This is a genomic window from Haloferax larsenii, from assembly GCF_024730625.1.
Taxonomy (GTDB): Archaea; Halobacteriota; Halobacteria; order Halobacteriales; family Haloferacaceae; genus Haloferax; species Haloferax larsenii.
Genome location: NZ_CP078063.1, coordinates 280,110 through 302,846, shown reverse-complemented (window position 1 = coordinate 302,846; position 22,737 = coordinate 280,110). Strand labels below are relative to the sequence as shown.

25 protein-coding genes are annotated in these 22,737 nt (G+C 62.2%); 18 read left to right on the top strand and 7 right to left on the bottom strand.

The genetic code is table 11. The annotated features are described in order from the left end of the window. Positions 1 to 83: 83 nt before the first annotated feature. Complete coding sequence (locus KU306_RS01655) at positions 84 to 821, bottom strand: sugar phosphate isomerase/epimerase family protein (RefSeq protein WP_258302675.1); 738 nt, start codon at positions 819 to 821, stop codon at positions 84 to 86. A gap of 157 nt (positions 822 to 978) precedes the next feature. On the opposite strand from KU306_RS01655, the gene KU306_RS01650 reads away from it, so the two are divergent. The 11 genes from KU306_RS01650 to KU306_RS01600 all read left to right on the top strand — a co-directional run bounded on the left by KU306_RS01650 (position 979) and on the right by KU306_RS01600 (position 9,827). After that, on the top strand, positions 979 to 1,194 hold the full coding sequence (locus KU306_RS01650; protein WP_007542650.1) for a DUF3311 domain-containing protein: 216 nt from the start codon (positions 979 to 981) through the stop codon (positions 1,192 to 1,194). Next, positions 1,194 to 2,693 carry a sodium:solute symporter family protein gene (locus KU306_RS01645; protein WP_258302674.1) on the top strand — a complete coding sequence of 500 codons (1,500 nt, stop codon included), beginning with the start codon at positions 1,194 to 1,196 and terminating at the stop codon, positions 2,691 to 2,693. The genes KU306_RS01650 and KU306_RS01645 overlap by 1 nt, the downstream gene beginning before the upstream one ends. An 85-nt stretch (positions 2,694 to 2,778) precedes the next feature. After that, positions 2,779 to 3,063 carry an amphi-Trp domain-containing protein gene (locus tag KU306_RS01640; protein ID WP_007542654.1) on the top strand — a complete coding sequence of 95 codons (285 nt, stop codon included), beginning with the start codon at positions 2,779 to 2,781 and terminating at the stop codon, positions 3,061 to 3,063. Positions 3,064 to 3,130: 67 nt separating this feature from the next. Continuing rightward, positions 3,131 to 3,604: a GNAT family N-acetyltransferase gene (locus KU306_RS01635; protein ID WP_258302673.1), complete on the top strand. Its 474-nt coding sequence runs from the start codon at positions 3,131 to 3,133 to the stop codon at positions 3,602 to 3,604. An 88-nt stretch (positions 3,605 to 3,692) separates the two neighbouring features. Next, a complete protein-coding gene (locus KU306_RS01630; RefSeq protein ID WP_258302672.1) occupies positions 3,693 to 4,490 on the top strand; it encodes a YqcI/YcgG family protein in 798 nt (265 codons plus the stop codon). Then, the gene (locus KU306_RS01625; protein WP_258302671.1) at positions 4,490 to 5,080 is read left to right on the top strand and encodes a cysteine hydrolase family protein; all 591 of its coding nucleotides are present in this window, start codon (positions 4,490 to 4,492) and stop codon (positions 5,078 to 5,080) included. Before KU306_RS01630 ends, KU306_RS01625 begins: the two co-directional genes overlap by 1 nt. A 64-nt stretch (positions 5,081 to 5,144) precedes the next feature. Beyond that, positions 5,145 to 5,531: a DUF7994 family protein gene (locus KU306_RS01620; RefSeq protein ID WP_049918748.1), complete on the top strand. Its 387-nt coding sequence runs from the start codon at positions 5,145 to 5,147 to the stop codon at positions 5,529 to 5,531. 84 nt (positions 5,532 to 5,615) lie between these two features. Continuing rightward, a complete protein-coding gene (locus tag KU306_RS01615; RefSeq protein WP_258302670.1) occupies positions 5,616 to 6,740 on the top strand; it encodes a putative sulfate/molybdate transporter in 1,125 nt (374 codons plus the stop codon). 171 nt (positions 6,741 to 6,911) lie between these two features. Beyond that, complete coding sequence (locus tag KU306_RS01610; RefSeq protein WP_258302669.1) at positions 6,912 to 7,985, top strand: DUF8203 domain-containing protein; 1,074 nt, start codon at positions 6,912 to 6,914, stop codon at positions 7,983 to 7,985. Between the two features lie 327 nt (positions 7,986 to 8,312). Then, on the top strand, positions 8,313 to 9,239 hold the full coding sequence (locus KU306_RS01605) for an HFX_2341 family transcriptional regulator (RefSeq protein WP_007542667.1): 927 nt from the start codon (positions 8,313 to 8,315) through the stop codon (positions 9,237 to 9,239). 165 nt (positions 9,240 to 9,404) lie between these two features. After that, positions 9,405 to 9,827 carry a DUF6789 family protein gene (locus tag KU306_RS01600; RefSeq protein WP_007542668.1) on the top strand — a complete coding sequence of 141 codons (423 nt, stop codon included), beginning with the start codon at positions 9,405 to 9,407 and terminating at the stop codon, positions 9,825 to 9,827. A 65-nt stretch (positions 9,828 to 9,892) separates the two neighbouring features. Here the strand turns inward: KU306_RS01600 and KU306_RS01595 are convergent, their stop codons facing one another. Further along, positions 9,893 to 10,948: an enolase-like domain-containing protein gene (locus KU306_RS01595; RefSeq protein WP_258302668.1), complete on the bottom strand. Its 1,056-nt coding sequence runs from the start codon at positions 10,946 to 10,948 to the stop codon at positions 9,893 to 9,895. Positions 10,949 to 11,082: 134 nt separating this feature from the next. Between KU306_RS01595 and KU306_RS01590 the strand changes: the two genes are divergently transcribed. After that, positions 11,083 to 11,760 (top strand): IS6 family transposase, encoded by a 678-nt coding sequence (locus KU306_RS01590; protein WP_258302667.1) that lies wholly within the window; start codon positions 11,083 to 11,085, stop codon positions 11,758 to 11,760. Here KU306_RS01590 and KU306_RS01585 read toward each other — a convergent pair. Then, positions 11,757 to 12,530, bottom strand: a complete 774-nt coding sequence (locus KU306_RS01585; RefSeq protein ID WP_258302666.1) for a DUF1405 domain-containing protein — start codon at positions 12,528 to 12,530, stop codon at positions 11,757 to 11,759. The genes KU306_RS01590 and KU306_RS01585 overlap by 4 nt on opposite strands. A 121-nt stretch (positions 12,531 to 12,651) precedes the next feature. Here KU306_RS01585 and pdxS point away from each other — a divergent pair, with 121 nt between their 5' ends. After that, complete coding sequence (gene pdxS / locus KU306_RS01580) at positions 12,652 to 13,560, top strand: pyridoxal 5'-phosphate synthase lyase subunit PdxS (RefSeq protein WP_074794592.1); 909 nt, start codon at positions 12,652 to 12,654, stop codon at positions 13,558 to 13,560. A 106-nt stretch (positions 13,561 to 13,666) separates the two neighbouring features. On the opposite strand, the gene KU306_RS01575 is transcribed toward pdxS, so the two are convergent. The 3 genes from KU306_RS01575 to KU306_RS01565 form a co-directional block, all read right to left on the bottom strand. After that, complete coding sequence (locus KU306_RS01575; protein WP_007542674.1) at positions 13,667 to 14,158, bottom strand: universal stress protein; 492 nt, start codon at positions 14,156 to 14,158, stop codon at positions 13,667 to 13,669. 133 nt (positions 14,159 to 14,291) lie between these two features. After that, positions 14,292 to 15,173 carry a homoserine kinase gene (locus KU306_RS01570; protein ID WP_007542677.1) on the bottom strand — a complete coding sequence of 294 codons (882 nt, stop codon included), beginning with the start codon at positions 15,171 to 15,173 and terminating at the stop codon, positions 14,292 to 14,294. 61 nt (positions 15,174 to 15,234) lie between these two features. Further along, positions 15,235 to 16,956 carry a sensor histidine kinase gene (locus KU306_RS01565; RefSeq protein ID WP_258302665.1) on the bottom strand — a complete coding sequence of 574 codons (1,722 nt, stop codon included), beginning with the start codon at positions 16,954 to 16,956 and terminating at the stop codon, positions 15,235 to 15,237. Positions 16,957 to 17,054: 98 nt separating this feature from the next. Between KU306_RS01565 and KU306_RS01560 the strand changes: the two genes are divergently transcribed. From KU306_RS01560 to KU306_RS01550, 3 genes are all read left to right on the top strand, one after another. Then, a complete protein-coding gene (locus KU306_RS01560) occupies positions 17,055 to 18,368 on the top strand; it encodes an NAD(P)/FAD-dependent oxidoreductase (protein ID WP_258302664.1) in 1,314 nt (437 codons plus the stop codon). Between the two features lie 167 nt (positions 18,369 to 18,535). Next, positions 18,536 to 19,135 (top strand): TetR/AcrR family transcriptional regulator, encoded by a 600-nt coding sequence (locus tag KU306_RS01555; RefSeq protein ID WP_394327746.1) that lies wholly within the window; start codon positions 18,536 to 18,538, stop codon positions 19,133 to 19,135. After that, entirely contained in the window at positions 19,132 to 20,616 is a 1,485-nt protein-coding gene (locus KU306_RS01550) for an MATE family efflux transporter (protein ID WP_258302663.1), read from the top strand. The genes KU306_RS01555 and KU306_RS01550 overlap by 4 nt, the downstream gene beginning before the upstream one ends. 15 nt (positions 20,617 to 20,631) lie before the next feature. Here KU306_RS01550 and KU306_RS01545 read toward each other — a convergent pair whose 3' ends face one another. Next, positions 20,632 to 21,234 (bottom strand): DUF6149 family protein, encoded by a 603-nt coding sequence (locus KU306_RS01545; protein ID WP_007542685.1) that lies wholly within the window; start codon positions 21,232 to 21,234, stop codon positions 20,632 to 20,634. A 108-nt stretch (positions 21,235 to 21,342) separates the two neighbouring features. On the opposite strand from KU306_RS01545, the gene KU306_RS01540 reads away from it, so the two are divergent. Both KU306_RS01540 and KU306_RS01535 read left to right on the top strand, forming a co-directional pair. After that, positions 21,343 to 22,251: a winged helix-turn-helix domain-containing protein gene (locus KU306_RS01540; protein ID WP_258302662.1), complete on the top strand. Its 909-nt coding sequence runs from the start codon at positions 21,343 to 21,345 to the stop codon at positions 22,249 to 22,251. A gap of 88 nt (positions 22,252 to 22,339) precedes the next feature. Beyond that, positions 22,340 to 22,726 carry a hypothetical protein gene (locus tag KU306_RS01535; protein ID WP_258302661.1) on the top strand — a complete coding sequence of 129 codons (387 nt, stop codon included), beginning with the start codon at positions 22,340 to 22,342 and terminating at the stop codon, positions 22,724 to 22,726. Positions 22,727 to 22,737 lie beyond the last annotated feature (11 nt).

Here is a 22,737-nt window from a genome sequence, read left to right as displayed (position 1 = left end):
GAACGTCGTTATATAAATCGTGCTGCAGGGAAATATCTATCGCGGCCGATGTGTCGGCTCGGCAATTGCCTTCGTGACAGCCTCTATCGGTAGGTAGCGAACGCCTCGCCGGCGTCCCGACAGAACGCTGCTGGGTCGTCCGGGTCGTCGTGTTCCGCGATGACCCACTCGACGAACTCGGCGTCGGCTGCGGCGGCCAGACAGTTGTCGATGTCCAGGTCTCCCGCGCCGAGTGAGACGGGGCGCCCCCCGCGTTCGGCCGCGGAATCGACGACCACGTCTTTGAGGTGGACAATCGGTGTTCGGTCGGCGTACGTCGTCAGATAGCTGACTGGGTCGTAGCCCGCGGCCAGAATCCACGCGAGGTCGAGTTCGAAGCCGACACCCGAGTTGTCGGCCAGTCTGTCCAAGGCGGGTTCGCCGTCGACCGACCGGAGTTCGTGCTCGTGGTTGTGATAGAGGAGTCTGATTCCCCGGTCGTCGCATCGGGCAGTCAGGTCGTCGAGGCGGCGCGCCGTCTCGTCTACCGAGTCGGCGTCGGCGAAGTCTTCCGGGGGAAGATACGGGACGACGAGCGTCTCGACACCGAGCGCCCCGTACTGTTCGCACACCGCGTCGAGGTCGGACTCCAACTCCTCGATTGGGACGTGGGCGGCGGGCGCGTCGAGCCCCGTCTCAGAAAGACGCTCTCGAATCGCGCCGGTGTCGTCGAGTCCCGCGAACTCGACCCCGTCGAACCCGGCGTCGGCAGCGCGCTCGACCAGTTCGGCCGTCGATTCCCCGAGATTCCGGAGCGAGTAGAGTTGAATCCCGAATTCCATACGGGTTCCTCGACGCGCACCGAGGAAATTGTTTCCACCTCACTGAGCGAGCAGGGAAATTCGACGCAGACTATTGAAGAAAATTCTTCTTCAGAGTCTCTCGACGTAGGAGAATAGAGTAACATTTACGTCCGGTTATCAACTATCGTTTCCAGTAATGACGAGAACGCGCACCGATTACCTCTGGGTTGCGACCTTCGCGGTCCTCGTGGCGCTCGCCGTCCCGTGGTTTCTGTGGGGCGACAGCCGGGTGTTCGCCGGCCTCCCGCTGTGGCTCTGGTGGCACATCGGCTGGATGGTACTGACTGCTGCGGTCTTCCACCTGTTCACGCGCCGGGCGTGGGACCGCGGGATGGGCGAGGTGACCAACTGATGGTGTCCGCGCTCGGCATCCAACTCGGCGTCGTCGGCGTGTACCTGGTAGTCGCACTCGCCATCGGACTGCTCGCCTACCGACTGACCAGCAGCGACGCCGAGGATTACTACCTCGCAGGCCGCTCTATCGGGACTGTCGTCCTGCTGTTTACGACGTTTGCGACGCTCCTGTCGGCCTTCACGTTCTTCGGCGGGCCGGACCTCGCGTTCCGTGCCGGACCGGAGTGGATTCTGGTTATGGGCGTCATGGACGGCGTGCTCTTCGCCATCCTCTGGTACGTCGTCGGCTACAAGCAGTGGCTCGTCGGCAAGGCCCACGGGTACGTCACGCTCGGCGAGATGCTCGGCGACCGCTTCGGGTCCAAGCGCCTCCGCGCGCTCGTCGCCGGAATCAGTCTCTTTTGGCTCTTCCCGTACGTGATGCTCCAGCAGATGGGTGCCGGTGAGGCTATCGTCGGCCTCACGAACGGCGCGATTCCCTACTGGGCGGGTGCCGCCGGAATCACGGTGTTCATGATTGCTTACGTCGTCATCGCGGGACTCCGCGGCGTCGCGTGGACCGACACGCTCCAAGGGCTGTTCATGCTCGGCGTCGTCTGGCTCGCTGTCGGGTGGGTCGCAACCGCGGCGGGCGGGCCAACCGCGCTCTCGAACGCGCTCGCGACCAACAAACCCGAGTTCCTCGCACTCGGCGGCGGTCTGTACTCGCCGCAGTTCATCATCTCCACCGCCGTCACTATCGCCTTCGGCGTGGCGATGTTCCCGCAGATAAACCAGCGCTTCTTCGTCGCCAAGTCCGGCAAAGTTCTCAAGCGCTCGTTCGCACTCTGGCCCGTGCTCGTCGTCTTGCTGTTCGTGCCGGCGTTCCTCCTCGGGACGTGGGCCGCCGGACTCGGTATCTCGGTCCCCGAAGGCGCGAACGTCTTGCCGGTCCTGCTCAACGAGTACACGCCGGTCTGGTTCGCGGCGCTCGTCGTCGCCGGCGCGATGGCCGCCATGATGTCCTCGTCGGATTCGATGCTCCTCTCGGGGTCGTCGTACTTCACCCGCGACCTCTACCGGCCGTTCGTGAATCCGAGTGCGAGCGACGCCCGCGAAGCGTGGCTCGCCCGTATCGGCGTCGCCGTGTTCGCGACGCTGACCTTCGTCGCCAGTCTGTTCCGCCCCGGAACGCTCGTCGAAGTCGGCGACACCGCATTCGGCGGGTTCGCACAGATGGCGCTTCCCGTCATCGTCGCACTCTACTGGCCGAAGACGACGCGCTCGGGGATGTTCGCCGGTATCGTCGGGAGTCAGGCGTTCTACCTCGCGCACGTGTTCGTCCCGCCTGTGGACCTTGCCGGTGCGACACTCTTCGGCGCGACGTACCTCACGTGGGACTTCGCCCTCTGGGGCATGCTCCTCTCGGCGCTCTTGACCGTCGGCGTCTCCGCGCTCACCGTCGCTGCCCCCGAAGAGAACCAACAGCGGTTCTCCGAGGGGCTTCGCGCCGACTGAGGTCGGCGACCCCAAACCCCCCTCGCGTTCCTCCGAATTGAGAGCGGGGCGAGGATTAATCTCCTCGGACGCCGTTTGTCGTTCTATGCCTGAAGAAGTCCTCTTCGAATCCGAGAGCAAGCAGTCGCGCGCGGACATCGCATCGTACCTCCGAACCGTCGCCGACAAACTCGACGCTGGCGAGTCGATTACGCTGACCGCCGGCGACCAGTCCGTGACGCTCGACCCGCCCACTTCGCCGACCTTCGAGGTGAAAGCAGAACGCGAAGGCCCTGTTGGAAGCCCCGGCGAACTGAGCATCGAGTTCGAACTTGAGTGGGACGAAGACGGCGGCGACGGCGGCGAGTCCGGCGGTCTCGAAATCGAATAAGCGGACCGTCACCGGTTATCGGAAGAAACAATAGATTTTTGACACGCAACTGAGTGGTCGAAGACCAATGGACGTCCGGCCCCTTCGACCCGACGAGGTCCCCACGTTCGTCGACGACCTCTGGCTTCCGTTCGCCACCGAGATGGGCAACCTCGACGAACACGACGCCCTCGCCGGTGACGAGTACGTCCGAGTTAATGCCCTCGCGTACCGGCAGGCGCAGCTTGCGGACAAGGACGTACAGACGTTCGTTGCCGAAGCCGACGGGTCGCAGACGGGGTACACGACTGTCTCGTACTCGGAGTCGCCGCCAGTGTTCGCCCGCGGAGCGACGGCGAAGGTGACAGAGTTGTACGTCGAACCGGACGCTCGCGGCAGTGGGCTGGGGACGGCACTTCTCGAACGGGCACACGAGTGGGGCGAGAGACGTGGCTGCGAACACGCGGCGCTGTCTGTCCACGCCCGCAACGAGACGGCACAGGCGTGTTACGAAGCAGCGGGCTACGAGACGCGCTACCTGAAAATGGACCGACAGCTCTGAGTCGGCGTCGACAAACACCCGTCGTTTCGAGGGGGTGATTCGGGTAGTAAACCCGAACCCTCAAATCGTCACACGCCAACTCCCGCGCATGAACGAGTCGGGACTGCAAGTGCTCATGGAACAGGACGTGCTTCGCCGCCGCATCGACGATGGCGACCTCCCCGAGTGGGCGGTGAAGCATTACGAGACGTTCCGAGAGACGATGCTCGGCGAGCGCGACGGTGCACCATTCCCGTGTTACTTCGGCGTCGAATCCGAGCGCAATGGCGACGCGCTCTACACGTTCGTCGAGTCCTCGACGGACAAAGACGCCCTGCTGGCGCTTCGCGACAACCTGCTCGAATATCTCGACGTGTATCGAGACTACTCGGAAGCGTGCTCGCTCGTCACGTTCTTCAAGCCGCCCGAGGAGGACCTGACGGAAGCCGACTATCACGAGCGTCTGTGGCACATCCTGCAGTTCCTCCACGTCAACGACCCCGAACCGTGGCCCGAAGACATTCCCACCGACCCCGACACCCCGACGTGGGAGTTCTGCTTCGGCGGCGAGCCTATCTTCCCGACGACGCGAGCGCCCTTCTACGACGAGCGACTGAGTCGCTACTGTCCGTGGGGCCTCGAAATCACGTTCCAGCCCCGACCGCTCTTCGATGGCATCACCGCCGACACCGAGGCCGGACAGAAGGCCCGTGAGGTTATTCAGAACCGCATCGAGGACTACGACGGCGTCTGTCCGCACGCCGACCTCGGCGACTGGGGTGTCGACGGCGACCGCGAGTGGCCGCAGTACATGTTCTCCTCGGACGAGTCGCAGGCCCCCGACGAGTGTCCGATTCGCATCACCCGCGAGCACCCGAAGGTGCCGATGGCACCGGCGGACGACTGATGACTGACGACGACACGACACCGACACCGAGACTCGAACTCCCTACCGACGCCGTGCTCGTCTGCATCGACATGCAGGTCGGCTTCGACGCACCGGGCTGGGGCGACAGAAACAATCCCGAGATGGAAGCCCGCGTCGCCGACCTGCTGGCGGCATGGCGCGACGTGGACGCACCCGTGGTGCACGTCCGCCACGACTCCACAGAACCGGACTCGCCACTCCGAAGCGACGGCGACGGATTCGACTGGAAGCCCGAAGCCGAACCCGTCGAGGACGAACCCGTGTTCACGAAACACGTCAACAGCGGCTTTATCGGCACCGACCTCAAGGGATGGCTTCGCGACCGCGACTACGACACGCTCGTCCTCTGCGGCCTGACGACCGACCACTGCGTCTCGACGACGACTCGGATGGCCGAGAATCTCGGGTTCGAGGTGTATCTCCCGGCCGACGCGACCGCGACGTTCGACCGTGAGGGCCCGGACGGCGAATCCTACTCGGCCGACGAGATGCACCGAACCGCGTTAGCGCATTTGAACGGCGAGTTCGCGGCAGTGGTACCGACGGAAGCACTGTTGCAGGCGCGGTAGGTCGAAATCACACGCTCTGACTACTGTCGGTGGATTTACACCGTCCTTGGACGAGGTCTCTCGTGTGAAACGACGATTTCTCTTCGGACTCGGCGTGTTCGACATGGTCGTTCTCGCGTTCCCGATAGCACTCTTTGGACGACCTGAACACCTCCACCAGTGGGTCTGGGTGGGCGGGTTCGCCATGGCCGGACTGCTCTTGATTGCCGCCGGGCTACGCGACTCGGTCGGCGTCGGAGCAGTATCGCTCGACTGGCACGTCGCCGCGGGTCTCGGATACCTCTGTTTCGGTATCGGGATGGTCGCAAACACTGCGCCGACGCTCGGCGGAACGCGCGAGGACGTCTTCTTCGGCGCGCTGACCATCGTCACAATCGTCCCTCTGATGGTCTTCATGGGAATCGACTTCATCCGAGGCGGCGTCCACCTCGACATCTCGAAGTGGGAGTAACCGGATTCAGTTTCGATTCACTCCGTCTGCGAACACCTATCGTTACGCAAACATATTTAGTGGAATCGACGGTACTGTGCCTGGATGGCCGTCTCGCTGCCGTACCGTGACGAACTCGCCGTCGATTTCGCGTGGAACGAGTTCACCGGTGCGGTCGGTGATTCGGTTACGGTCCTCCCCATCGTGGTCGCCGTCGCACGGCTGACCGATCTCTCGCTGACGCTCGTCCTCATCTGGTTCGGCGTCTTTCAAATCGTCTGGGGGCTGTACTACGCGGCCCCGCTTTCGGTCGAACCGATGAAGGCGCTCGTGGCCCTCCTCCTCGCTGAAACGATTACCACTGGCGAGGCACTCGTCGCTGGTGTGCTCCTCGGCGTCGTCCTCCTCGCTATCGGTCGGACGCACTCACTCGGCCGACTGAGCCAATACATCGGCGCGCCCGTCGTTCGCGGCGTCCAGTTCGGCGTCGCGCTCGTCCTTCTCTGGACTGGCATCGAACTGGGTATCGGCGACCCGCTTTTGGCCGGCGTCGCGGTCGGTGTCGCGGCTCTCGCGGCCCTCGCCCGGCGCTGGAATCTAAGCGCCCTCGCCGTCCTGGCGGTCGGTGCCGCAATCGCCGCGTCCGACGTGGGACTGCTCGGACTCACGATCCCGTCGCTCGGCGACACCGCGCTGTTCGCGCCTGCAACGTTCACCCCCGCGACTGTCACCCTCCCGGCGTTCGAAGCCGCGGCCGCCCAGTTGGCGATGACCGTCGGCAACGCCGCCCTCGCAACGTCGGTCCTCCTCTCGGATTACTTCGGCCGCGACGTGTCGGCCGACGAAATCGCCTCCAGCATGGGCGTGATGAACCTCGTTTCCGTCCCCTTTGGCGGCCTCCCGATGTGCCACGGCAGCGGCGGAGTTGCCGGAAAATACGCCTTCGGTGCCCGGACTGCGGGCGCGAACGTGGTGCTGGGGATTGGCTACGTGCTCGTCGCCCTGTTCGCCGTGGACGTTGCGGCCGCGTATCCCGTTTCGATGCTCGGCGTCGTACTGGCGATTATCGGCGTGCAGTTAGGTCGGACGAGTCTTCGGGAGGTTGGGGGCGGGGCGTACCCGTTTGTGGTCGCTGTTGGGGTCGTTGGCGTGGTAGCAAATCTGGGGGTGGCGTTCGTTGGTGGGGTTGGGATTTGGGTGGTGTGGGAGTGGTTGAATAATGATTTGTAGATTCAGTAGCCAGTCCTCTGGGACACGGTGTGACGTTTAGGTGGATTCACCAGCGCCCACCACGAACGCCACAGAAAGCCTCTCACGGTAGCGGGGCTGAGTCTCAGAAGTAAACTGGAAAACCTATTCAGTTGGCGTAAATTAATTATATTCAGAATTGAAAATCTGATTATGGAAGATAATGGCTGGGTTGCGTCAGATTCTCTCGTAGTCAGATTTGATAGTAAAAGACCAGGCGGTGCGAGCTTACTATCTGTTGCAGTTGCAGTTGATGATATTGATGATTTTGACAATTCATATTTCGAACTTATGGATGATATGAAAGACAAGTACAGAATTAGAACACCCTCAACAGTTGTTAAGAACAAAGACATTAATCGGTGGGTTGCCGACTGGAAGGTCGAGGATGCGAGAGTTGATATCGCCACATCATTGTTGGACATTCCATCTGTAGAGACTATCCAAATCACAGAAACATATTTCGAGCCGATGTGGGTTGATATCTACAAGGATGATGATCACTCTCATGAACGGATTAACGCACAGGATCTCTTAACTGGAAAACTAGCCTCGTACTATAATCTTGTATCAATTTGGAAGTATGTGAATAAGAGTGGTCGTAGGCCAACGGATACAAGAAAAAACATATTGACAGATGATTTTACTGGAAAATATAATCGTATGTGGTCAGAACTTGGTGAGGCATCAAACCATCTGAATATTGTTCCAAATGGTGACCAAACTTATCCATTGCTATCAGCCGCAGACATATTGATGGGCTACTTGGAGCAAGAAGTATATCCCCTATTTGAGAAGAATATCTATGAGCATTTGAGAGAGTACTATAATGAACAAAGTGATTCGGATGCTTGGATTGATTCGGATAGTGTTAATGCAGGTTCTGATTACGAATTTGAGCGAATGATACCACTCCGAGATGAAGGTATCCGCCGGGCACAACACTATCCTAAGCCTACTATCTACATTGATAGGGGGAATGTCGGACGAAAGGAGTTAGAGTCCCTTGATGTAATGAAATATGCATGTCAATACGCACAAGAAAATAGGGGCTGTGTGAAAGCCTTTGATCAGACTGAAGACAAATATTTCATCTCTGAAGGAGATATAATTGTTCTACTGGAGGGTGCAGACCCAGAATTAAAACGGTACTCAGAACTAAACCACTCAGTAGATCTCGTACAAAATAGTGGGGCAGTAGACTACTTCGTCAGTAAACTAGAGTAGCCACTATTTGATTTGTTTCATCAAATCAATCCCCGGTGGGGGACTGAGAATACGTCTTCTCTCGAGGACGCGTAACTAGTGTTTGATCACAATTGCATATAAATCTTCCCAACTTTATTTTTCCATGACAGTTTGATATGATTGCTTCTTGTATCTATTTGATCGGTGATGATCACGGGAATTCACATAAGCACATCCTGGACAATCTACGTTATATTGTGAAATTCTATCAATTGGGATGGACTCGTCGGATACAGAACTCACCGCACACACCTCTCCACCCGACAGTCTGGCCATTTTTATAACTCCCACGCCGACGTACCACGTATGCAGACGCACATCGTTCCCGTCGGGTTCGACTACGACCGACTCATCGCGCCGCTCATTCGCGACCAGTTGGACGTCGACCGCGTCATCCTCCTCGAAGGAGCCGTCGGGAGCGAGGCGAACGTCGAGTACTCGAAGGACCTCTCTGGAAAGCTCGAAAAGGACTTCCAGAACCTCCTCGGCGCGGAGACCCACCGGGTCGTCGTCGACGACGTGTACGACTACGACGCCGCCTTCGAGCAGGCGTACGACCTCATCAACGCGGAACTCGACGCCGACGACGAACTCCGGGGCGACGACGACGAACCGGGCGAAGTCTGGGTCAACGTGAGCGCCATGCCGCGGCCGGTCTCGTTCGCCTTCGCAACCGCCGCACACTCGATTATGGTCGAACGGCAGGCCGACCGCGAGCGCATCCACACCTACTACACGGCCCCGGAGAAGTATCTCGAAAGCGAACTCGCCGAGGAGTTGCGCACGGGCCGTGACCTCCTCGAAGACATCCTCGAATCCGGCGAGATAGACGACGAGCGACTCCGCGAGCGAATCGAGAGTTCGTCGGACCTCTTGGCGGAGTTCGACGAGCGCGGAACCACGATTGGCGCGAAGCAAATCGACGACCGACACATCGTCGAACTTCCGGTCGCGTCCTTCTCGAACGTCAAACCCTTCGAGGAGGTCATCCTGTTCAAACTCGGCGAACACGGCGAATTCGGGTCCGTCTCCGAACTCGCGGAGGCGCTCGCCCGCGAGATGAACGAGGAGTACACCGACTCCTTCCGGTCGAAGGTCATCTACAACGTCGACCGCCTCGGCCCCGGTGGCAAGGGCTACATCGAACAGCAAGAACGCGGGAAATCCTACCGGACGCGACTCTCCCGCATCGGCGAGTTGTGGGTGCGCGCCCACGCCGACAGCGACGAGTAAGCCGCGTGAACCAACCCATGGGCGGACCGATGTGCAAGACGGGACGGGGCTGTGCGTTCTGGTCACTATCGAGTATATGAATCTAGGGCCGCGGTGCATCCGGCAAACCGTGCCGCATCGTGCTTAATCGGCCGCCTCCCCCACTTTTAGTCGGGTGAACAACACGTGGCGTCGATACTCGCAGGCCTCGTCGGTGGGCTGCTCGCGACCGTAGTCATGACCGCCTTGATGATGACGATAGGAGACGATTCTCCGCCGCCGACTGCGGCCTTCTGGTCGAAGTACGTCGGCGACGACCCCCCGGCGGAGTACATGATGCAGGGCATGGTCCTGCACTTCCTGTACGGTACCGTCGCGGGCATCGTCTTCGTGCTGGTCGTCCCACTGGTACTGAGCGTCTCGACGCTCACTGCGGGCATCATCGCTGGCCTTGCCTACGCAATCGTCCTGTTCGTCGTCGCCGCCGTGTTCTGGATGCGACTCGTGCTCGGCATGGAGCCGGAGCTGCAACAGGTAGTCGGCTTCCTCGCGTTCCACCTCGCGTACGGGCTGGTACTCGGGGGCGTCGTCGGCCTCAACGTCCTCTAAGTCGGCACCGACGCACGTCGTTCACCCGTCCTGTACACCTTCCCCCATCGCCTCATTTTTTGTCCTCAGAAGTCGAGCCCCGCTGGACCCTTACTCGGCGAGAGCGGACTCTGTGGCAACCCTTCCGGTGGCTCCGGGAGATTGAACTCTCGGGGTGCAACGTCGTTTGGCCCGTCGGGATAGAACACCGACGCGAGCAACTGGATGTGGTCGCGGCCGACGTCGAGTTCGAACTGACCGCCGCCGTAGAGTGACATCCCCCGCTTTTCGGCGTACTCGATGGTTTCGAGGAGCGATTCGACCGTCCCGAACCGCGAGGGCTTGATGTTCAACCACGAAGGCTCGAACGGGAGTGTTTCGACCGATTCGACGCCCGTAATCGGTGCGTCCCACGAGACACGGTCTTCGTCGTCGTCGAACAGCGGACGCGTCTCGTCGGTAAAGGCCGGGTCTTCGAGAACGGCCTCGGGGAACCCGGTGACGACTCGCTCGTACAGTTCCGGGTCGGGTTCTTGGTCGACGTCCGTGCCTTCGTACTGGCCTTTCAGGTCGAGGATACGGACGCACTCCTTCCCCGAGAGCGACTCCACGAGGTCGGCGTTCCAGTCGCTCGTCGGGTCGAGTTTGAACTCACACTCGGGGTCGCGTTCGAGGAGCATCTCGACGCGGTCTGCCGAGGGTGGGTCGCCGAGGCGCGTGCTCACGACGAACCGGACCGGGTCGCGTTCGCGGTCGAGCGCGCTCGCGAGGTCCGTGTCGTTCTGCCGGAGCGAGAGGTCGAGCCCGGCCGATTCGAGCGCCCACCGCCGGTAGTGGAGCGACGGTTCGCGCTCGGGGACTTTCGTGGGAAAGAGGTCAGTTCCGTCGAGTGCGGCCGAGAAGTTGACGAACGAGTCGTACGACCCCACGATGTCGAACACGTTCCCGGGTGTCTTGGCCAGCGCGTCGTGGTCCTCCACGTCGTAGGTCACGTCTTCGCCTCGCCCGGTCTCGCCCTCGCCGGAGAGCTCGAAGACGGTCGTCTTGCGGTGAAAGCCACTCGACGTGTCGCTCTCGAATTGCTCGCGCGAGACGGACTCGATGGTGAGTGGTAGGTCGGCCACTCGGTCGAAGAGAGTCATCGCGCGGCGGTTCGCACGCGACGAGCAAAAGGCTAGTCCGGGGTCGTATCGAATCCCAGATGAATTAGGCGAGACGGCACTGTCTAGTTAAGCCAGTTTGAGGAACGAGCAGGTCGTTGAGTTAGTTGGTCAAGATGCTCGCAGACCTGCTCAGCGAGTGCTTTGCGACGGATTTAGAAGAAACTTGGGAGCGTGAGCGGACGGCAACGCCCGTCAGGGCGTTCGCCGTCCAGCTCCACGCGACCGGTTGTTCACTTAGAGAGACAAAAGAAATTCTTCGATTACTCGGCGTTGAACGCTCCCACCAAGCGGTTTGGCAATGGGTACATCGGCTGGCCGACAGCGGTCACAACCCGCCTGAGGCGAAGCCGAAGCGGGTTGCGGTCGACGAGACCGCTGTCAAAATCAATGGTGAGTGGTCTTGGCTGTACGCTGCAATAGACACCGAGACAAAGCTGATTCTTGACGTCGAATTGTTTGGACGACATGGTACCGACCCGGCTGCTGCGTTTCTCCATCGACTTTCCGAGAAACACGATCTCTCAGACACTGTGTTTCTCGTTGATGGCTACGGCTATCAGACTGCCCTCTCTCGATTAGGATTGAGCGGTCGGCTTGACTACGTCGAGCGAAACCTCATCGAAAAATGGTTTCACACCCTCGAAATGCGAGTCGACCGCTTCCATAATTCGTGGGTGGGCAGTCACGGAAGCGTCCGCGAGTGCTTCATACAATTTGTGCAATACTACAATTTTCAGAGACCGCATCAAGCGCTCGATGGGCGAACACCGGTTGAGGAGGTCACTAACTAGACAGTGCCGGCGAGACCGCCGAGTTCGAGCTTTTTCACGCGCGTTGCGAGCGCGAGGAACGTCGCAAAGAGCGTCAGGAACACTGCGCCGGCGGCCGCGACCTGAAGCACCGTCGTCCCGTAGGCGGCCGCGGAATCGGCGACCGGGAGCGCCGTGTGGTGCGGGTCGCCGACGAGTGGGACGAAGTAATCGACGAGGTCGTTGAAGCCGTACCACGCGACGGCGACGGCGACGGCGCGAATCGGGAACGCCGAGTAGCGCTGGATGAGGAAGGCCTGGACCACCATGGCGAGGTGGCTGAAGAACAAAAACAGGTACATCGGGAACCACGTAACTGCGAGGAACGAGTCGGCGAAGGCCGCGAGGACGAACGGCGTCCACAGGCCGAGCTTCCAGCAGCCGAAGAACGCGAGCGCGTTTACGTACTCGTTCGACCGGCCGAGTTTCCAGAGCGCGAGCGAGAGGGCGATAAAGAGCGTCGCCACCGGGCTGTCGGGGACGAACGGCCACATCACGAGAGGTTCGGTGGCGAACTGGAGTTGGACGACAGGGTCGGAAAACGGGTGGATGCCGTAGTACCAAAAGCCGAACGCGGTGCCGACGAGGTTGATGGCGACGACCAGCCACGCGACGTTGAGGCCGAAGTTCTCAAGCCACTTCGGAAGCGGCGCGAGCCACCACGGCAAGTTCGTGTTCGGCGGGAGGTCGTCGTCGCCGAAGAGGCGTCTCGGGTCGTCGAGTATGCGGCGCAGTCGCGTCGCCTCGTCCATAACCGGCCGAAAGCGTGGCCGAGTAAAAGCGGTGCCGGTCTTCCCCATGCGGCCGCCGCCCGTGGGAGTGACTGACGACCGGAAGCGACTCCTTAAGTGTACCCAGTCGCAAGCCAGAAACATGGCAGAGGAGACCGACCTGGAGGAACTCCGGCGCGGGACGGAACTCGTCAAGCGCGGGTTCGCCCAGATGCAGAAGGGCGGCGTCATCATGGACGTCGTCGACGCTGAACAGGCGAAGATTGCCGAGGAAGCTGGCGCGGTTGCCGTCATGGCCCTCGAAGCCGTTCCGGCCGACATCCGCAAACGCGGCGGCGTCTCTCGCATGGCCGACCCAGAGAAGGTCAAAGAAATCATCGACGCCGTCTCCATCCCGGTGATGGGGAAGGCCCGAATTGGCCACTACACCGAAGCGCAGATTCTCGAATCCATCGGCGTGGACATGGTCGACGAGAGCGAAGTTCTCACCCCCGCCGACAACGACTACCACATCGACAAGCGCGAGTTCACCGCTCCGTTCGTCTGCGGTGCTCGCAACCTCCCCGAAGCGCTCCGCCGCATCCACGAGGGTGCTGCGATGATTCGCACGAAGGGCGAAGCCGGCACGGGCGACGTGAACCAGGCTGTCACCCACCAGCGCACTATCAAGAACCAGATTCGCACGCTGACGGGTCTGAACCACGACGAGCGCGAGAAGTGGGCCCGCGAACACGAAGCCCCAGCCGAACTCGTCCACGAGACGGCCGAGATGGGTCGCCTGCCGGTCGTCAACTTCGCCGCCGGTGGCATCGCGACGCCCGCCGACGCCGCGCTCATGATGTACCACGAGTGTGACGGTATCTTCGTCGGCTCCGGTATCTTCGGCGCAGAGGACCCAGAGACGATGGGCAAGGCAGTCGTCGAGGCGGTCAACAACTGGGACGACCCAGACAAACTCGCCGACATCGCCTCCGGCATCGGCAAGGGCATGAAGGGCGAAGCGAACGTCGACATGCCCGAAGAGAAGAAGCTGCAGGGCCGCGGCGTCTAAGCCGAGTTCTTCACTTTCTATTCGTTCGACACGCCACAGAGCGAAGCCGCCCGCAATCGAGCAGTCGCTCCGAGGTGGTTGAGAAAAGAGAACGCAGTCGCCCGTCTCAGGCGAACAGCTCGCGGTCTTCTTCCGTCTCAGCTTCGTCTTCTTCGCCAAGGAGGACGGTGACCGGCCCGTCGAACTGCAGCATCAGCGTCTGCGTCAGGTCGCGTGAGATGAGCTTTCCGGCTGGCGAGCGGCGGCGACCCGAGATGAACAGATGGTCGCACGCTTCCCACTGCGCCGTCTCCAGCACGGAGTCGACTTCGGGGCCGATGTCGGCAACGACGCGGTAGTCAACGTCGAGTCCTTCGAGGGCTTCGCGAGCGACGCGGTCCGCACGGCGACGCGCGGACTCGGTCGCTTGGTCGATACCGTAGACGACGTCCGACGAACCAACGTCCGCGAGTGCCGAGCGTGTCCGCTCGAACTCCTCGCTGGGTGTGACGGTGAGGACGACGAGTTCTGCTCCACTGCCGGCGGCGAATTCACCGGCTTCTCGGAGGATGCGCTTCGACCGCTCGTTCGGCGAGACGACGACGAGTGCTCGTTTCATACCTCCAACGTCTCGTGTTAATGAGAAAAGTCTTCTCGGAATCGTGCTAGCAAGACCCACGTCAATTCGTTCCAGTAGCTCACAGCGCTGAATACAGGACGATAGACGGAGCGAGCGTCTATCTAAACACTACTCAGAATTCGAATATTTCTGCGCCACTGCCGACACGAGTCTTGTAGGCCTGGGCGGACACGTCGACGTCGTCGAAGGCTTCGAGCATCGCGGCGGCGACGCGGGTTCGGTCGTTCGCGCCACAGACAGCGAGAATCGACGGGCCTGCGCCGGACACAGTCACGCCGTCTGCTCCGGCGGCGAGTGCGGCGCTCCGGACTTCGTCGTAGCCGGTGATGAGTTCCGCACGCGCTGGCGTGACGACTCGGTCGTCCATTCCGGCACCGACGAGTCTCGGGTCGCGGCGGCACATTCCCACAGAGAGCGTCGCCGCGCGTCCGACGGTGTGGACGAGGTCGTCGATGCTCGCCTGCTTCGGCACGACTCGGCGCGCGTCCCGCGTCGAGACGACGATTTCGGGCAGGCACGCGACGAGCGGAATGTCCGCATCGATGGTGGTGACGCCTTCGTCGGTCGCGACGGTAAAGCCACCGAGGAGCGCGGGTGCGACGTTGTCGGCGTGTGCTTCGCCGGAGACGACCGCCTCGCCCTCGGCGGCGATTGGGACGAGTTCCTCACGCGAGAGGCCGCGGTCGTACAGTTCGTTCAGTGCGAGGGCGGCGGCGGCGGAACTCGCGGCCGACGACCCGAGCCCGGAGGAAGGACGGACGCCCTTGTCGATGCGGATGTGCGCCGGGGCGTCGAGCGCCTCGGCGACAGCGCCAACGACGTTGCGATTCGGGTCGGTCGGGATGTATTGGCTGCCGACGCCAGTCACTTCGATTGTTGTGCGGTCCGCTCGCTCGACGTGAACCACGTCGGCGGGACGGTCGAGTGCCACACCGAAAACGTCGAACCCGCTGCCGAGATTTGCGCTCGTTGCGGGTGCGCGGACCGTAACCATGCCCCGCTGTTGCCGTATCGCAGATAAAAATGTGGCGAACGTCGCAACTGCGGCGGATATCTCAATCCGTAGTGATTTCGGGCGTCGCGGTGTCTTGGACGTCTTCGACACCGCGGAACCCGAACCGGGCACCGCCGGTCTCACCCGTGGTCAGGTCGACGCTCCAGCCGTGTGCTTCTGCCACCGAGTGGACGATTGGCAGTCCGAGTCCGGTCCCGTCGTCGTGGGTCGTATAGCCCCGTTCGAAGACCTGCTCGCGGTCTGCTTCGGGAATGCCGGGGCCGTCGTCTTCGACGTAAAACCCGTCGTCGAGCGTGTCGACGACGACGGTGACTGACGACCCCCCGTCGGTGACGCCGTGTTCGGCTGAGTTGCGAAAGAGGTTCTCGAACAGTTGCCTGAGCCGCCCCCGGTCGGCCATGATGGTCCGGTCGACTGCCACGTCGACGGTCACGTTCTCCGCGGCCACACCGTCCCAGGCCTCGCGCGCGACGGTTGCGATATCGACCGGCGAGAGGTCAGAGAGCGTCTCGCCCCGTCTGGCGAGGGTCAGAAGGTCCTCGATAATCGCTTCCATTCTGTCGTGAGACTCCTCGATACGCTCGAAGTGAGCGTCCTCGCCCGTCTCGTGTGCTAATTCGAGGTAGCCGCGTGCGACCGTGAGCGGGTTTCTGAGGTCGTGTGAGACGACCGATGCGAACTCGTCGAGGCGTTCGTTCTGGCGTTCGAGTTGTCGCTCTCGCTCTTTGTGGTCGGTGATGTCGCGGACGAGCAGGAGTCTCCCCGCGGCGACTGCGTCCTCGCCGAGCGCATTCGTCTCGACCAGCACGTCTTTCGTGTCGCCGTCGCAGGTGAGAGCCACCTCCGAATCGGTTTCGTCGCCGAGTGTCGCAACGAGCGTGTCAGGGAGGACGGCCGACGCGGGGCGGCCGTAGGCGTCGTCGAGGTCGACCCGAAGGCACGTTTCGCCCGCCGAGTTCGCAGCGAGTATCGTGTCGTTCGCGTCGAGGACGAACGCTGCGACGTCCATCGATTCGACGGCAGACTCCCACGCCACCGGGACGAGCGTGAACAGTCGATGTCGGAAGACGCTCCACGCGACGGTGCCCGAAGCGAAAGAAAACGCGAGCGTCGGAAGGTTGAGTCCGGTGACTGGGCTCGCACCGAGGACGTAGACGACACCCGCGACTGCGGGGACCGTCCCACCGACGAGCAACCCGGCGGTCTGTTTTCGGTAGATGCCCTCGGCCCGGACGAGTTCGCGGACGAGGACCGCGAGACCGATGGCGATGAGGACGTACGCGTAGACGATGTACCCCAAGAACGCGATTCCGTGGTCGTTGACGAGGATAGCGTACCCGCTGTCCATGGATATCCAGAGGTGACGCCAGATGAGATTGTGCCAGTCGTTGGTCAACACGAGGCCGATGACGACGACCGGAACGGTCCCGAGTGCGGCCCAGATCGACCGCGGGAGGTCGGCGATGTCGGTGTGGCGCATCACGTACGCGAACCACAGGAGCGGAATGGGGGCGATACCGACGTAGCCGAGTTGGTTCAAAAGCACCTTCGTCGCGAAGTCGGTCCGAGAGAGTTCGAGGGCGTACATCCCCATCCACAACCCGGACGCGAAAAGCAGGAGCGCTCCGAGTACCGTCCCCGGGACGAGTCGCTGTTCCGTACGGCGTCGAAGCAGGTACACACCGAGTGCTACGAAGACTCCTGCACCAACCCCGAGCGGGAGCGTATAGGGCGTAGCCTGCCAGTGAGACACGCCGTTCATGCTCGTTGAGTTGTTTGAGGTGGGATAAATCCCTCGTACTTCCCACACGGGAGCGGTCAACCAGAAAGGCCTTTCGTGCCCCCGGCAAACTCCGGCGCATGATAGGTATCGTCGGCGGCGGCATCGCGGGTCTCGCCGCGGCGTATCGACTCCGAAAACGGGGTCACGACGTGCGAGTCTTCGAGGCGAGCGATTCGCTCGGCGGACTCGCAGCGACGTACGAGACGAACGGCGACGACATCGAACGGTACTACCACCACCTCTCGAAGTCCGAAGAGACCATCGTCGAACTCGCCGACGAACTCGGTCTCGGCGACGACCTCGAGTGGCGCATCGGCAAGAACGCCTACTACGTCGACGGCGTGGTCCATCCGCTGGACACGGCGTGGCAAATCGCCGCCTACCCGCACATGAGCCTCTACGACAAGTTCCGCCTCGGCATGCTCACGCTCGGCATCGACGTGCGCGGTGGCGTCCCCGACTTCGACGCCTACGAGGAACTCGCCGAGTACGAACACACACCAATCGAGGACTTCGTGGTCGAACACACCACCCGAGGCGTCTACGACAACTTCGTGGACCCGCTTCTCGACGGCAAGTTCGGCGAGCGCAAACACGACGTGTCGGCGGCGTGGTTCCTCGGCCGCGTCCGCTTCCGCGGCGAGCGCGACCTCCTTCGCGGCGAACTGCTCGGCTACTTCGACGGCGGGTTCGCCCCGCTTATCGATGCGCTCATCGAGGCCGTCGGCCGCGAGAACATCCAGACCGGGTCGCGAGTGACCGAACTCGACACCGAGGGCGACGAAGTCGACACCATCACCGTCGAAACGGCAGACGAGACCGAGGTCCACGAGGTGGACTCGGTGGTCGTCGCGGCGATGCCCAACGTCCTCGAAGACCTCACCGGGTTCGAGTGCGAAATCGACTTCCAAGGGGCTGTCTGCGGGCTTGCGACCATGTCCGAGTCGCTGATGGACACCTACTGGCTCAACATCGCCCACGACGCACCCTTCGGCTCGCTCATCGAGCACACGAACTTCGTCCCCCGCGAGCGGTACGGCGGCGACCACCTGCTGTACGTCGCAAGCTACGTTCAGGGACCGCACGAAGACCTCTGGCAGATGACCGACGAGGAAGTCGAAGACGCGTGGTTCGACGAAATCGAGGACATGTTCCCCGACTTCGACCGCTCGGCCGTCGAGGAGTTCAAAGTCTCGCGAAACCCCCGTGCTGGCCCGGTCTACGAACGCGGCTACCTCGACCTCGTCGTCCCGTACGACCTCGCCGACGACGTCGCCGAGGGCGTCTACTACGCGGGGATGGCCTCGGAAGCCCAGTATCCCGAGCGCTCCCTGAACGGCGGTATCGTCGCGGGCTACGAAGTCGCCGACAGAATCGACAAGCGGCTGTAGCTCGTTTTCACCCCCCAGTCTCACTCGGTACGACACTCCGAGCCACGCTTACCGGCAATCTGTTTCGGATTCGGAACCCCTTTTCACGCCGCTGACTGACTAGTCAGTTAGTGACTACGGACGCCACCTCGGACCGGTCGGTCCCCGACGAGGTCCACGAGACGTTGATGGAGGCGACCTATCGGGCGTTGTGCGCCCACGGGTACGCCGAGTTGACGATGCAGCGAATCGCCGACGAGGCTGGAAAGAGTAAGTCCCTCCTCCATTACCACTACGGGACGAAACGCGAACTGCTCGTCGCGTTCCTCGATTTCCTCCTTGAACACTTCGAACAGCGAGTCGAAGAGACCGAAGGCGACGCGCCCGACGAGCGACTTCGCTTCCTCCTCGACAAGATGGTTCCCGACGAGGACGACGACGGCGAGTACGACCGCTTCGGTCTCGCCCTCGCCGAAATTCGGACCCAAGCCCCCTACGTCGAGGCGTACCGCGAGCAAATCGCCCAAAACGAGGCGGCGATTCGAGGGCGCTTTGCGGACGTCATCCGCGACGGTATCGAGCAGGGTGTCTTCCGCGACGTCGACCCTGACCGGACGGCCACACTGCTGTTCGCCGCACTCGACGGGGCACGCCTGCAACGAGTCTCCGTCTCGGAACCGGATGCAGAGAGCGAACGGACACCAGCGACTGCGGCACCGCACGAGGTTCGGGCGGCGCTCGAAGCGTTCGTCGTCTCGGACCTCCTCCGCGAGGAGGGGTCGCAGTGAGCGCGAAGCCGAAAGACGTCAACCTCGTCGACGGCGAGCTCGTCAAGCCGATGTTGGTGCTGTCGCTCCCCATCGTCCTCTCGCAGATGATGCAGGTGGCGTACAACCTCGCGGACACCTTCTGGGTCGGCCGCGTCGGCGCGAACGCGGTCTCTGCGCTGTCGTTCTCGTGGCCGCTCGTCTTCCTCATGATTTCGTTCGGCGGCGGTTTCACCGTCGCCGGGACGGTGCTCGTCGCCCAGAACAAAGGCGCGGGCAACCACGACGAAGTCGACCACGTCGCCGGACAGACGCTCGGCTTCGTCATCCTGCTGTCTGCCGGATTCGCCGTACTCGGCTATCTCCTGACGCCGGTGTTGCTGCCGCTTATCGGAACGACGCCCGGAACGGAGGTCCACCAGCTGTCTGTCGATTACACCCGCACTATCTTCCTCGGTGTCGCGTTCATGTTCGGCTTCTTCATCTTTCAGGCCCTGCTGCGCGGGTGGGGCGACACCAAGACACCGATGTATCTGATGGCGTTTGGCGTGGTGCTCAACGTCGTCCTCGACCCCTTCCTCATCCTCGGCTTCGACGCGAATCCGGTGTTTTCGGCCCTCGGTCTCGACGGCCTGCGCCAGTCGCTTTTCGTCGCGACCGGATTCTCCGGGTTCGGCGTCCAAGGAGCAGCTATCGCGACGGTGTTCTCTCGCGGTGTCGGCGCGCTCGTCGGCTTCTGGCTCCTGCTGTCCGGTCGCGTCGGTATCAGCCTCTCGCCGCGGGACCTCGTCCCCGAGCGCGAGACGGTCGAGAAAATCGTCCGTATCGGCGCGCCATCGAGCATCGAGCAATCGACGCGCGCACTCGGGGTCACGGCGCTGACGGCGCTCGTGGCCTACGCCGCAGTGAACGCGGGCGGTGTCGACACCGAAACCGCGGTCGCGGCGTTCGGTATCGGCAACCGTCTCAACTCGCTCGTGTTCCTCCCCGCAATCGGACTCGCGCAGGGGACCTCGACGGTCGTCGGGCAGAACCTCGGCGCGGACCAACCCGACCGGGCGGAGCGCGCCGTCTTCTGGGCGGTCGGCATCATCGTCGGCGCGCTCGTGTTCGTCTCCACGATAGCGTACTTCTTCGCCGAACCCATCGTCGCGGTGTTCATCCCCGGCGAGGAGACGGTCATCTCGGTCGGCGTCGACTACCTCCGCATCATCGGCCCGACGTTCCTCTTCCTCGGGGCGTTCAACGTCGTCAACGGCGGCTTCCGCGGCAGCGGGTCGACCCGAACGGCGATGATATTCTCGCTCATCTCGCTGTGGGTGCTCCGAATTCCGACGTCGTTCGTCCTCGTCGAGTTCTTCTCGATGGGGCCGACGGGAGTCTGGTACGGTATCGCCTTCTCGAACGTCGCCGCGGCGTTTCTCGCGCTGGCGTGGTTCACGCGCGGAACGTGGAAAGAAAGCGTCGTCGACACCGGACCACCGGTTCCGAGCGACGACTGACTGGGGAACTGTGATTTAGGCCGCTTCTTCGTCGACGTCGTCGACCTCTTGCATGCCGGGTGCGACGCTCACGTCGACGTCTTCTGGCTCTTCGGTACCGCCGGCGGCGACCTCACCGCTGGCGTCTTCGACGTACACGTCGTCGGCGAAACCGCCTTCGGCGTGGGGATGTTCGGGGTTCTCCAGATTCTCCAGCGTCGCGGGCGCATCCGGGATGTCGATGGTGCGGAACTCGCCCAGCGGGTTGGCGATGTCGATGTCGTAGCGCTCGAAGAACTGCTGGTAGCGCTCGTAGTGGGCTTCGAGTTCGTCGGCCGGGAACTCCATCATCTCGGTCCAGCCGTGGTTGTAGAAGTCGAAGTTGGCCTGGATGTGCGTAATCTCCCGAGCTTCAGCCTCCGGGAATCCCTCGTCCAGTGCCGCCAGATAGGTGTCGAAAGTGCACTCGAAGAACGCCGCCATGTGCGGTTCGCGCTCCTCTCGGTGGTCGGGGTCCGCGCGCTCGCCGAAGACGCGAACGTGAAGGTCCACCATCTTCTCGGTGGCGATGTCGCCGATGACGGGCATGGTGAGCGCCTTCTTCGTCGCGAAGTGGCGGATGTTCTGACGAATCTTCATTTCGTCGCCCGCTAAGGGTCGGATGCACGTAAAGACCACGTGTATCGCGGGGGACAAAAGAAAATTACACGACCTGTTTTATTGTCGCTCGTCCTCGATGAGTACGATATGAGCGATTCCGCCCCCACACACGAGGACACGCTCCTCGGCTGTGAGGACTGCATCTCCCCGGCCGAAGCGTTCGCCATCGTGGCCGACGAGACGCGATTGAACATCCTCGAAGCACTCTGGGAGTCACCCGACAGACCGGTTCCGTTCTCGGAACTCCGGCGACGTGTCGGCGTCGACGACAGCGCCCGGTTCAACTACCATCTCGGCAAGCTCCGCGGGCAGTTCGTCCGCAAGACCGACGATGGCTACGACTTCCGGCACGCCGGCGAAAAAGTCGTTCGTGCCGTGCTCGCGGGCACGTTCAACGAAGACCCGGTGTTGCCGGCGTTTCCCGCACCGGGGACGTGTGTCGACTGTGATGGCGCACTCGAAGCGACCTACGCGGACGAGAAACTCACCATCGCGTGCGCAGACTGCGGGCGCGTCCACGCACACGAGGAGTTCCCTCCGGGGGGAATCGACGGGCGCTCGCCAGAGGCGCTCCTCAGCGCGTTCGACCAGCGCGTTCGACATCTCCACTGTCTCGCCGCCGACGGAGTCTGCCCGGAGTGCGGCGGGACGACCGAGACGGTTCTCACCCCCGAATCGGACCTGTACGACCTCGACGTGGTCGTGAGTCACCGATGCGGACAGTGCGCCTACGAAGCCGTCTCCCCGGTCGGCCTCGTGCTTCTCGACGAGACGACCGTCCTCGGCTTCCTCTCGTCGCGGAACACCGACTTCTGTGCGACCCACTTCTGGCGCTTCCCGTGGGTCGTCGGCAACGAGGCACTCACCGTCGTCGACACCGACCCGTGGCGACTCCGCGTTCGCGTCGAAGACGGCGACGAAGCGCTCGTCGTCGAACTCGACGAGACGCTCACGTGCGTCGATTCGCACACGGAACGTGTCGAGCAAATTGCATAAGACAGCTACGGTAAGGGAGCTTACAAAACTATCATTCTGCTTACCCTTTTGGTCGTGTGGGCCGTCTATCCACGTGAGGAACACGACCATGGGACACGACACTACTCGCGGACTTCCCGACTCGCTCGACCGCGCCCCACAGGGCGTCGAAACGCTCGTAGACACGTTGTTTGTCGCCACCGTCGCCGTCGTTGGCATCACTGCGGCGACCCTTCTGGCGGCAGTTCTCGCACCACTCGGTGCCGGGGTCGCTCTCGTCGCGTTGTTTGTCGGTTGGCCACTGGGGTTCGTCGGCGCTGGCATCGTACTCCGCGCTGGCGTACGTGCCCTCGTCGACAGCGGTGTTCTCGCCGACATCCGGCGCGCACTTTGGCGCGTTCGCGCCGGAATTCGACGGGTTCGAACTGGTGCATCGCCGGTCGTCACCGACGGCGCCGGGACCGGCGACTGTGACACTGCCAACGAGTGCCACTAGCCCGTCATATT

Bases quoted from the DNA above. Each gene is read 5' to 3' on its own strand.
- KU306_RS01655 (WP_258302675.1), bottom strand. From the start codon at position 821: ATGGAATTCGGGATTCAACTCTACTCGCTCCGGAATCTCGGGGAATCG.
- KU306_RS01650 (WP_007542650.1), top strand. From the start codon at position 979: ATGACGAGAACGCGCACCGATTACCTCTGGGTTGCGACCTTCGCGGTC.
- KU306_RS01645 (WP_258302674.1), top strand. From the start codon at position 1,194: ATGGTGTCCGCGCTCGGCATCCAACTCGGCGTCGTCGGCGTGTACCTG.
- KU306_RS01640 (WP_007542654.1), top strand. From the start codon at position 2,779: ATGCCTGAAGAAGTCCTCTTCGAATCCGAGAGCAAGCAGTCGCGCGCG.
- KU306_RS01635 (WP_258302673.1), top strand. From the start codon at position 3,131: ATGGACGTCCGGCCCCTTCGACCCGACGAGGTCCCCACGTTCGTCGAC.
- KU306_RS01630 (WP_258302672.1), top strand. From the start codon at position 3,693: ATGAACGAGTCGGGACTGCAAGTGCTCATGGAACAGGACGTGCTTCGC.
- KU306_RS01625 (WP_258302671.1), top strand. From the start codon at position 4,490: ATGACTGACGACGACACGACACCGACACCGAGACTCGAACTCCCTACC.
- KU306_RS01615 (WP_258302670.1), top strand. From the start codon at position 5,616: ATGGCCGTCTCGCTGCCGTACCGTGACGAACTCGCCGTCGATTTCGCG.
- KU306_RS01610 (WP_258302669.1), top strand. From the start codon at position 6,912: ATGGAAGATAATGGCTGGGTTGCGTCAGATTCTCTCGTAGTCAGATTT.
- KU306_RS01605 (WP_007542667.1), top strand. From the start codon at position 8,313: ATGCAGACGCACATCGTTCCCGTCGGGTTCGACTACGACCGACTCATC.
- KU306_RS01595 (WP_258302668.1), bottom strand. From the start codon at position 10,948: ATGACTCTCTTCGACCGAGTGGCCGACCTACCACTCACCATCGAGTCC.
- KU306_RS01590 (WP_258302667.1), top strand. From the start codon at position 11,083: ATGCTCGCAGACCTGCTCAGCGAGTGCTTTGCGACGGATTTAGAAGAA.
- KU306_RS01585 (WP_258302666.1), bottom strand. From the start codon at position 12,530: ATGGACGAGGCGACGCGACTGCGCCGCATACTCGACGACCCGAGACGC.
- pdxS (WP_074794592.1), top strand. From the start codon at position 12,652: ATGGCAGAGGAGACCGACCTGGAGGAACTCCGGCGCGGGACGGAACTC.
- KU306_RS01575 (WP_007542674.1), bottom strand. From the start codon at position 14,158: ATGAAACGAGCACTCGTCGTCGTCTCGCCGAACGAGCGGTCGAAGCGC.
- KU306_RS01570 (WP_007542677.1), bottom strand. From the start codon at position 15,173: ATGGTTACGGTCCGCGCACCCGCAACGAGCGCAAATCTCGGCAGCGGG.
- KU306_RS01565 (WP_258302665.1), bottom strand. From the start codon at position 16,956: ATGAACGGCGTGTCTCACTGGCAGGCTACGCCCTATACGCTCCCGCTC.
- KU306_RS01560 (WP_258302664.1), top strand. From the start codon at position 17,055: ATGATAGGTATCGTCGGCGGCGGCATCGCGGGTCTCGCCGCGGCGTAT.
- KU306_RS01555 (WP_394327746.1), top strand. From the start codon at position 18,536: ATGGAGGCGACCTATCGGGCGTTGTGCGCCCACGGGTACGCCGAGTTG.
- KU306_RS01545 (WP_007542685.1), bottom strand. From the start codon at position 21,234: ATGAAGATTCGTCAGAACATCCGCCACTTCGCGACGAAGAAGGCGCTC.
- KU306_RS01540 (WP_258302662.1), top strand. From the start codon at position 21,343: ATGAGCGATTCCGCCCCCACACACGAGGACACGCTCCTCGGCTGTGAG.
- KU306_RS01535 (WP_258302661.1), top strand. From the start codon at position 22,340: ATGGGACACGACACTACTCGCGGACTTCCCGACTCGCTCGACCGCGCC.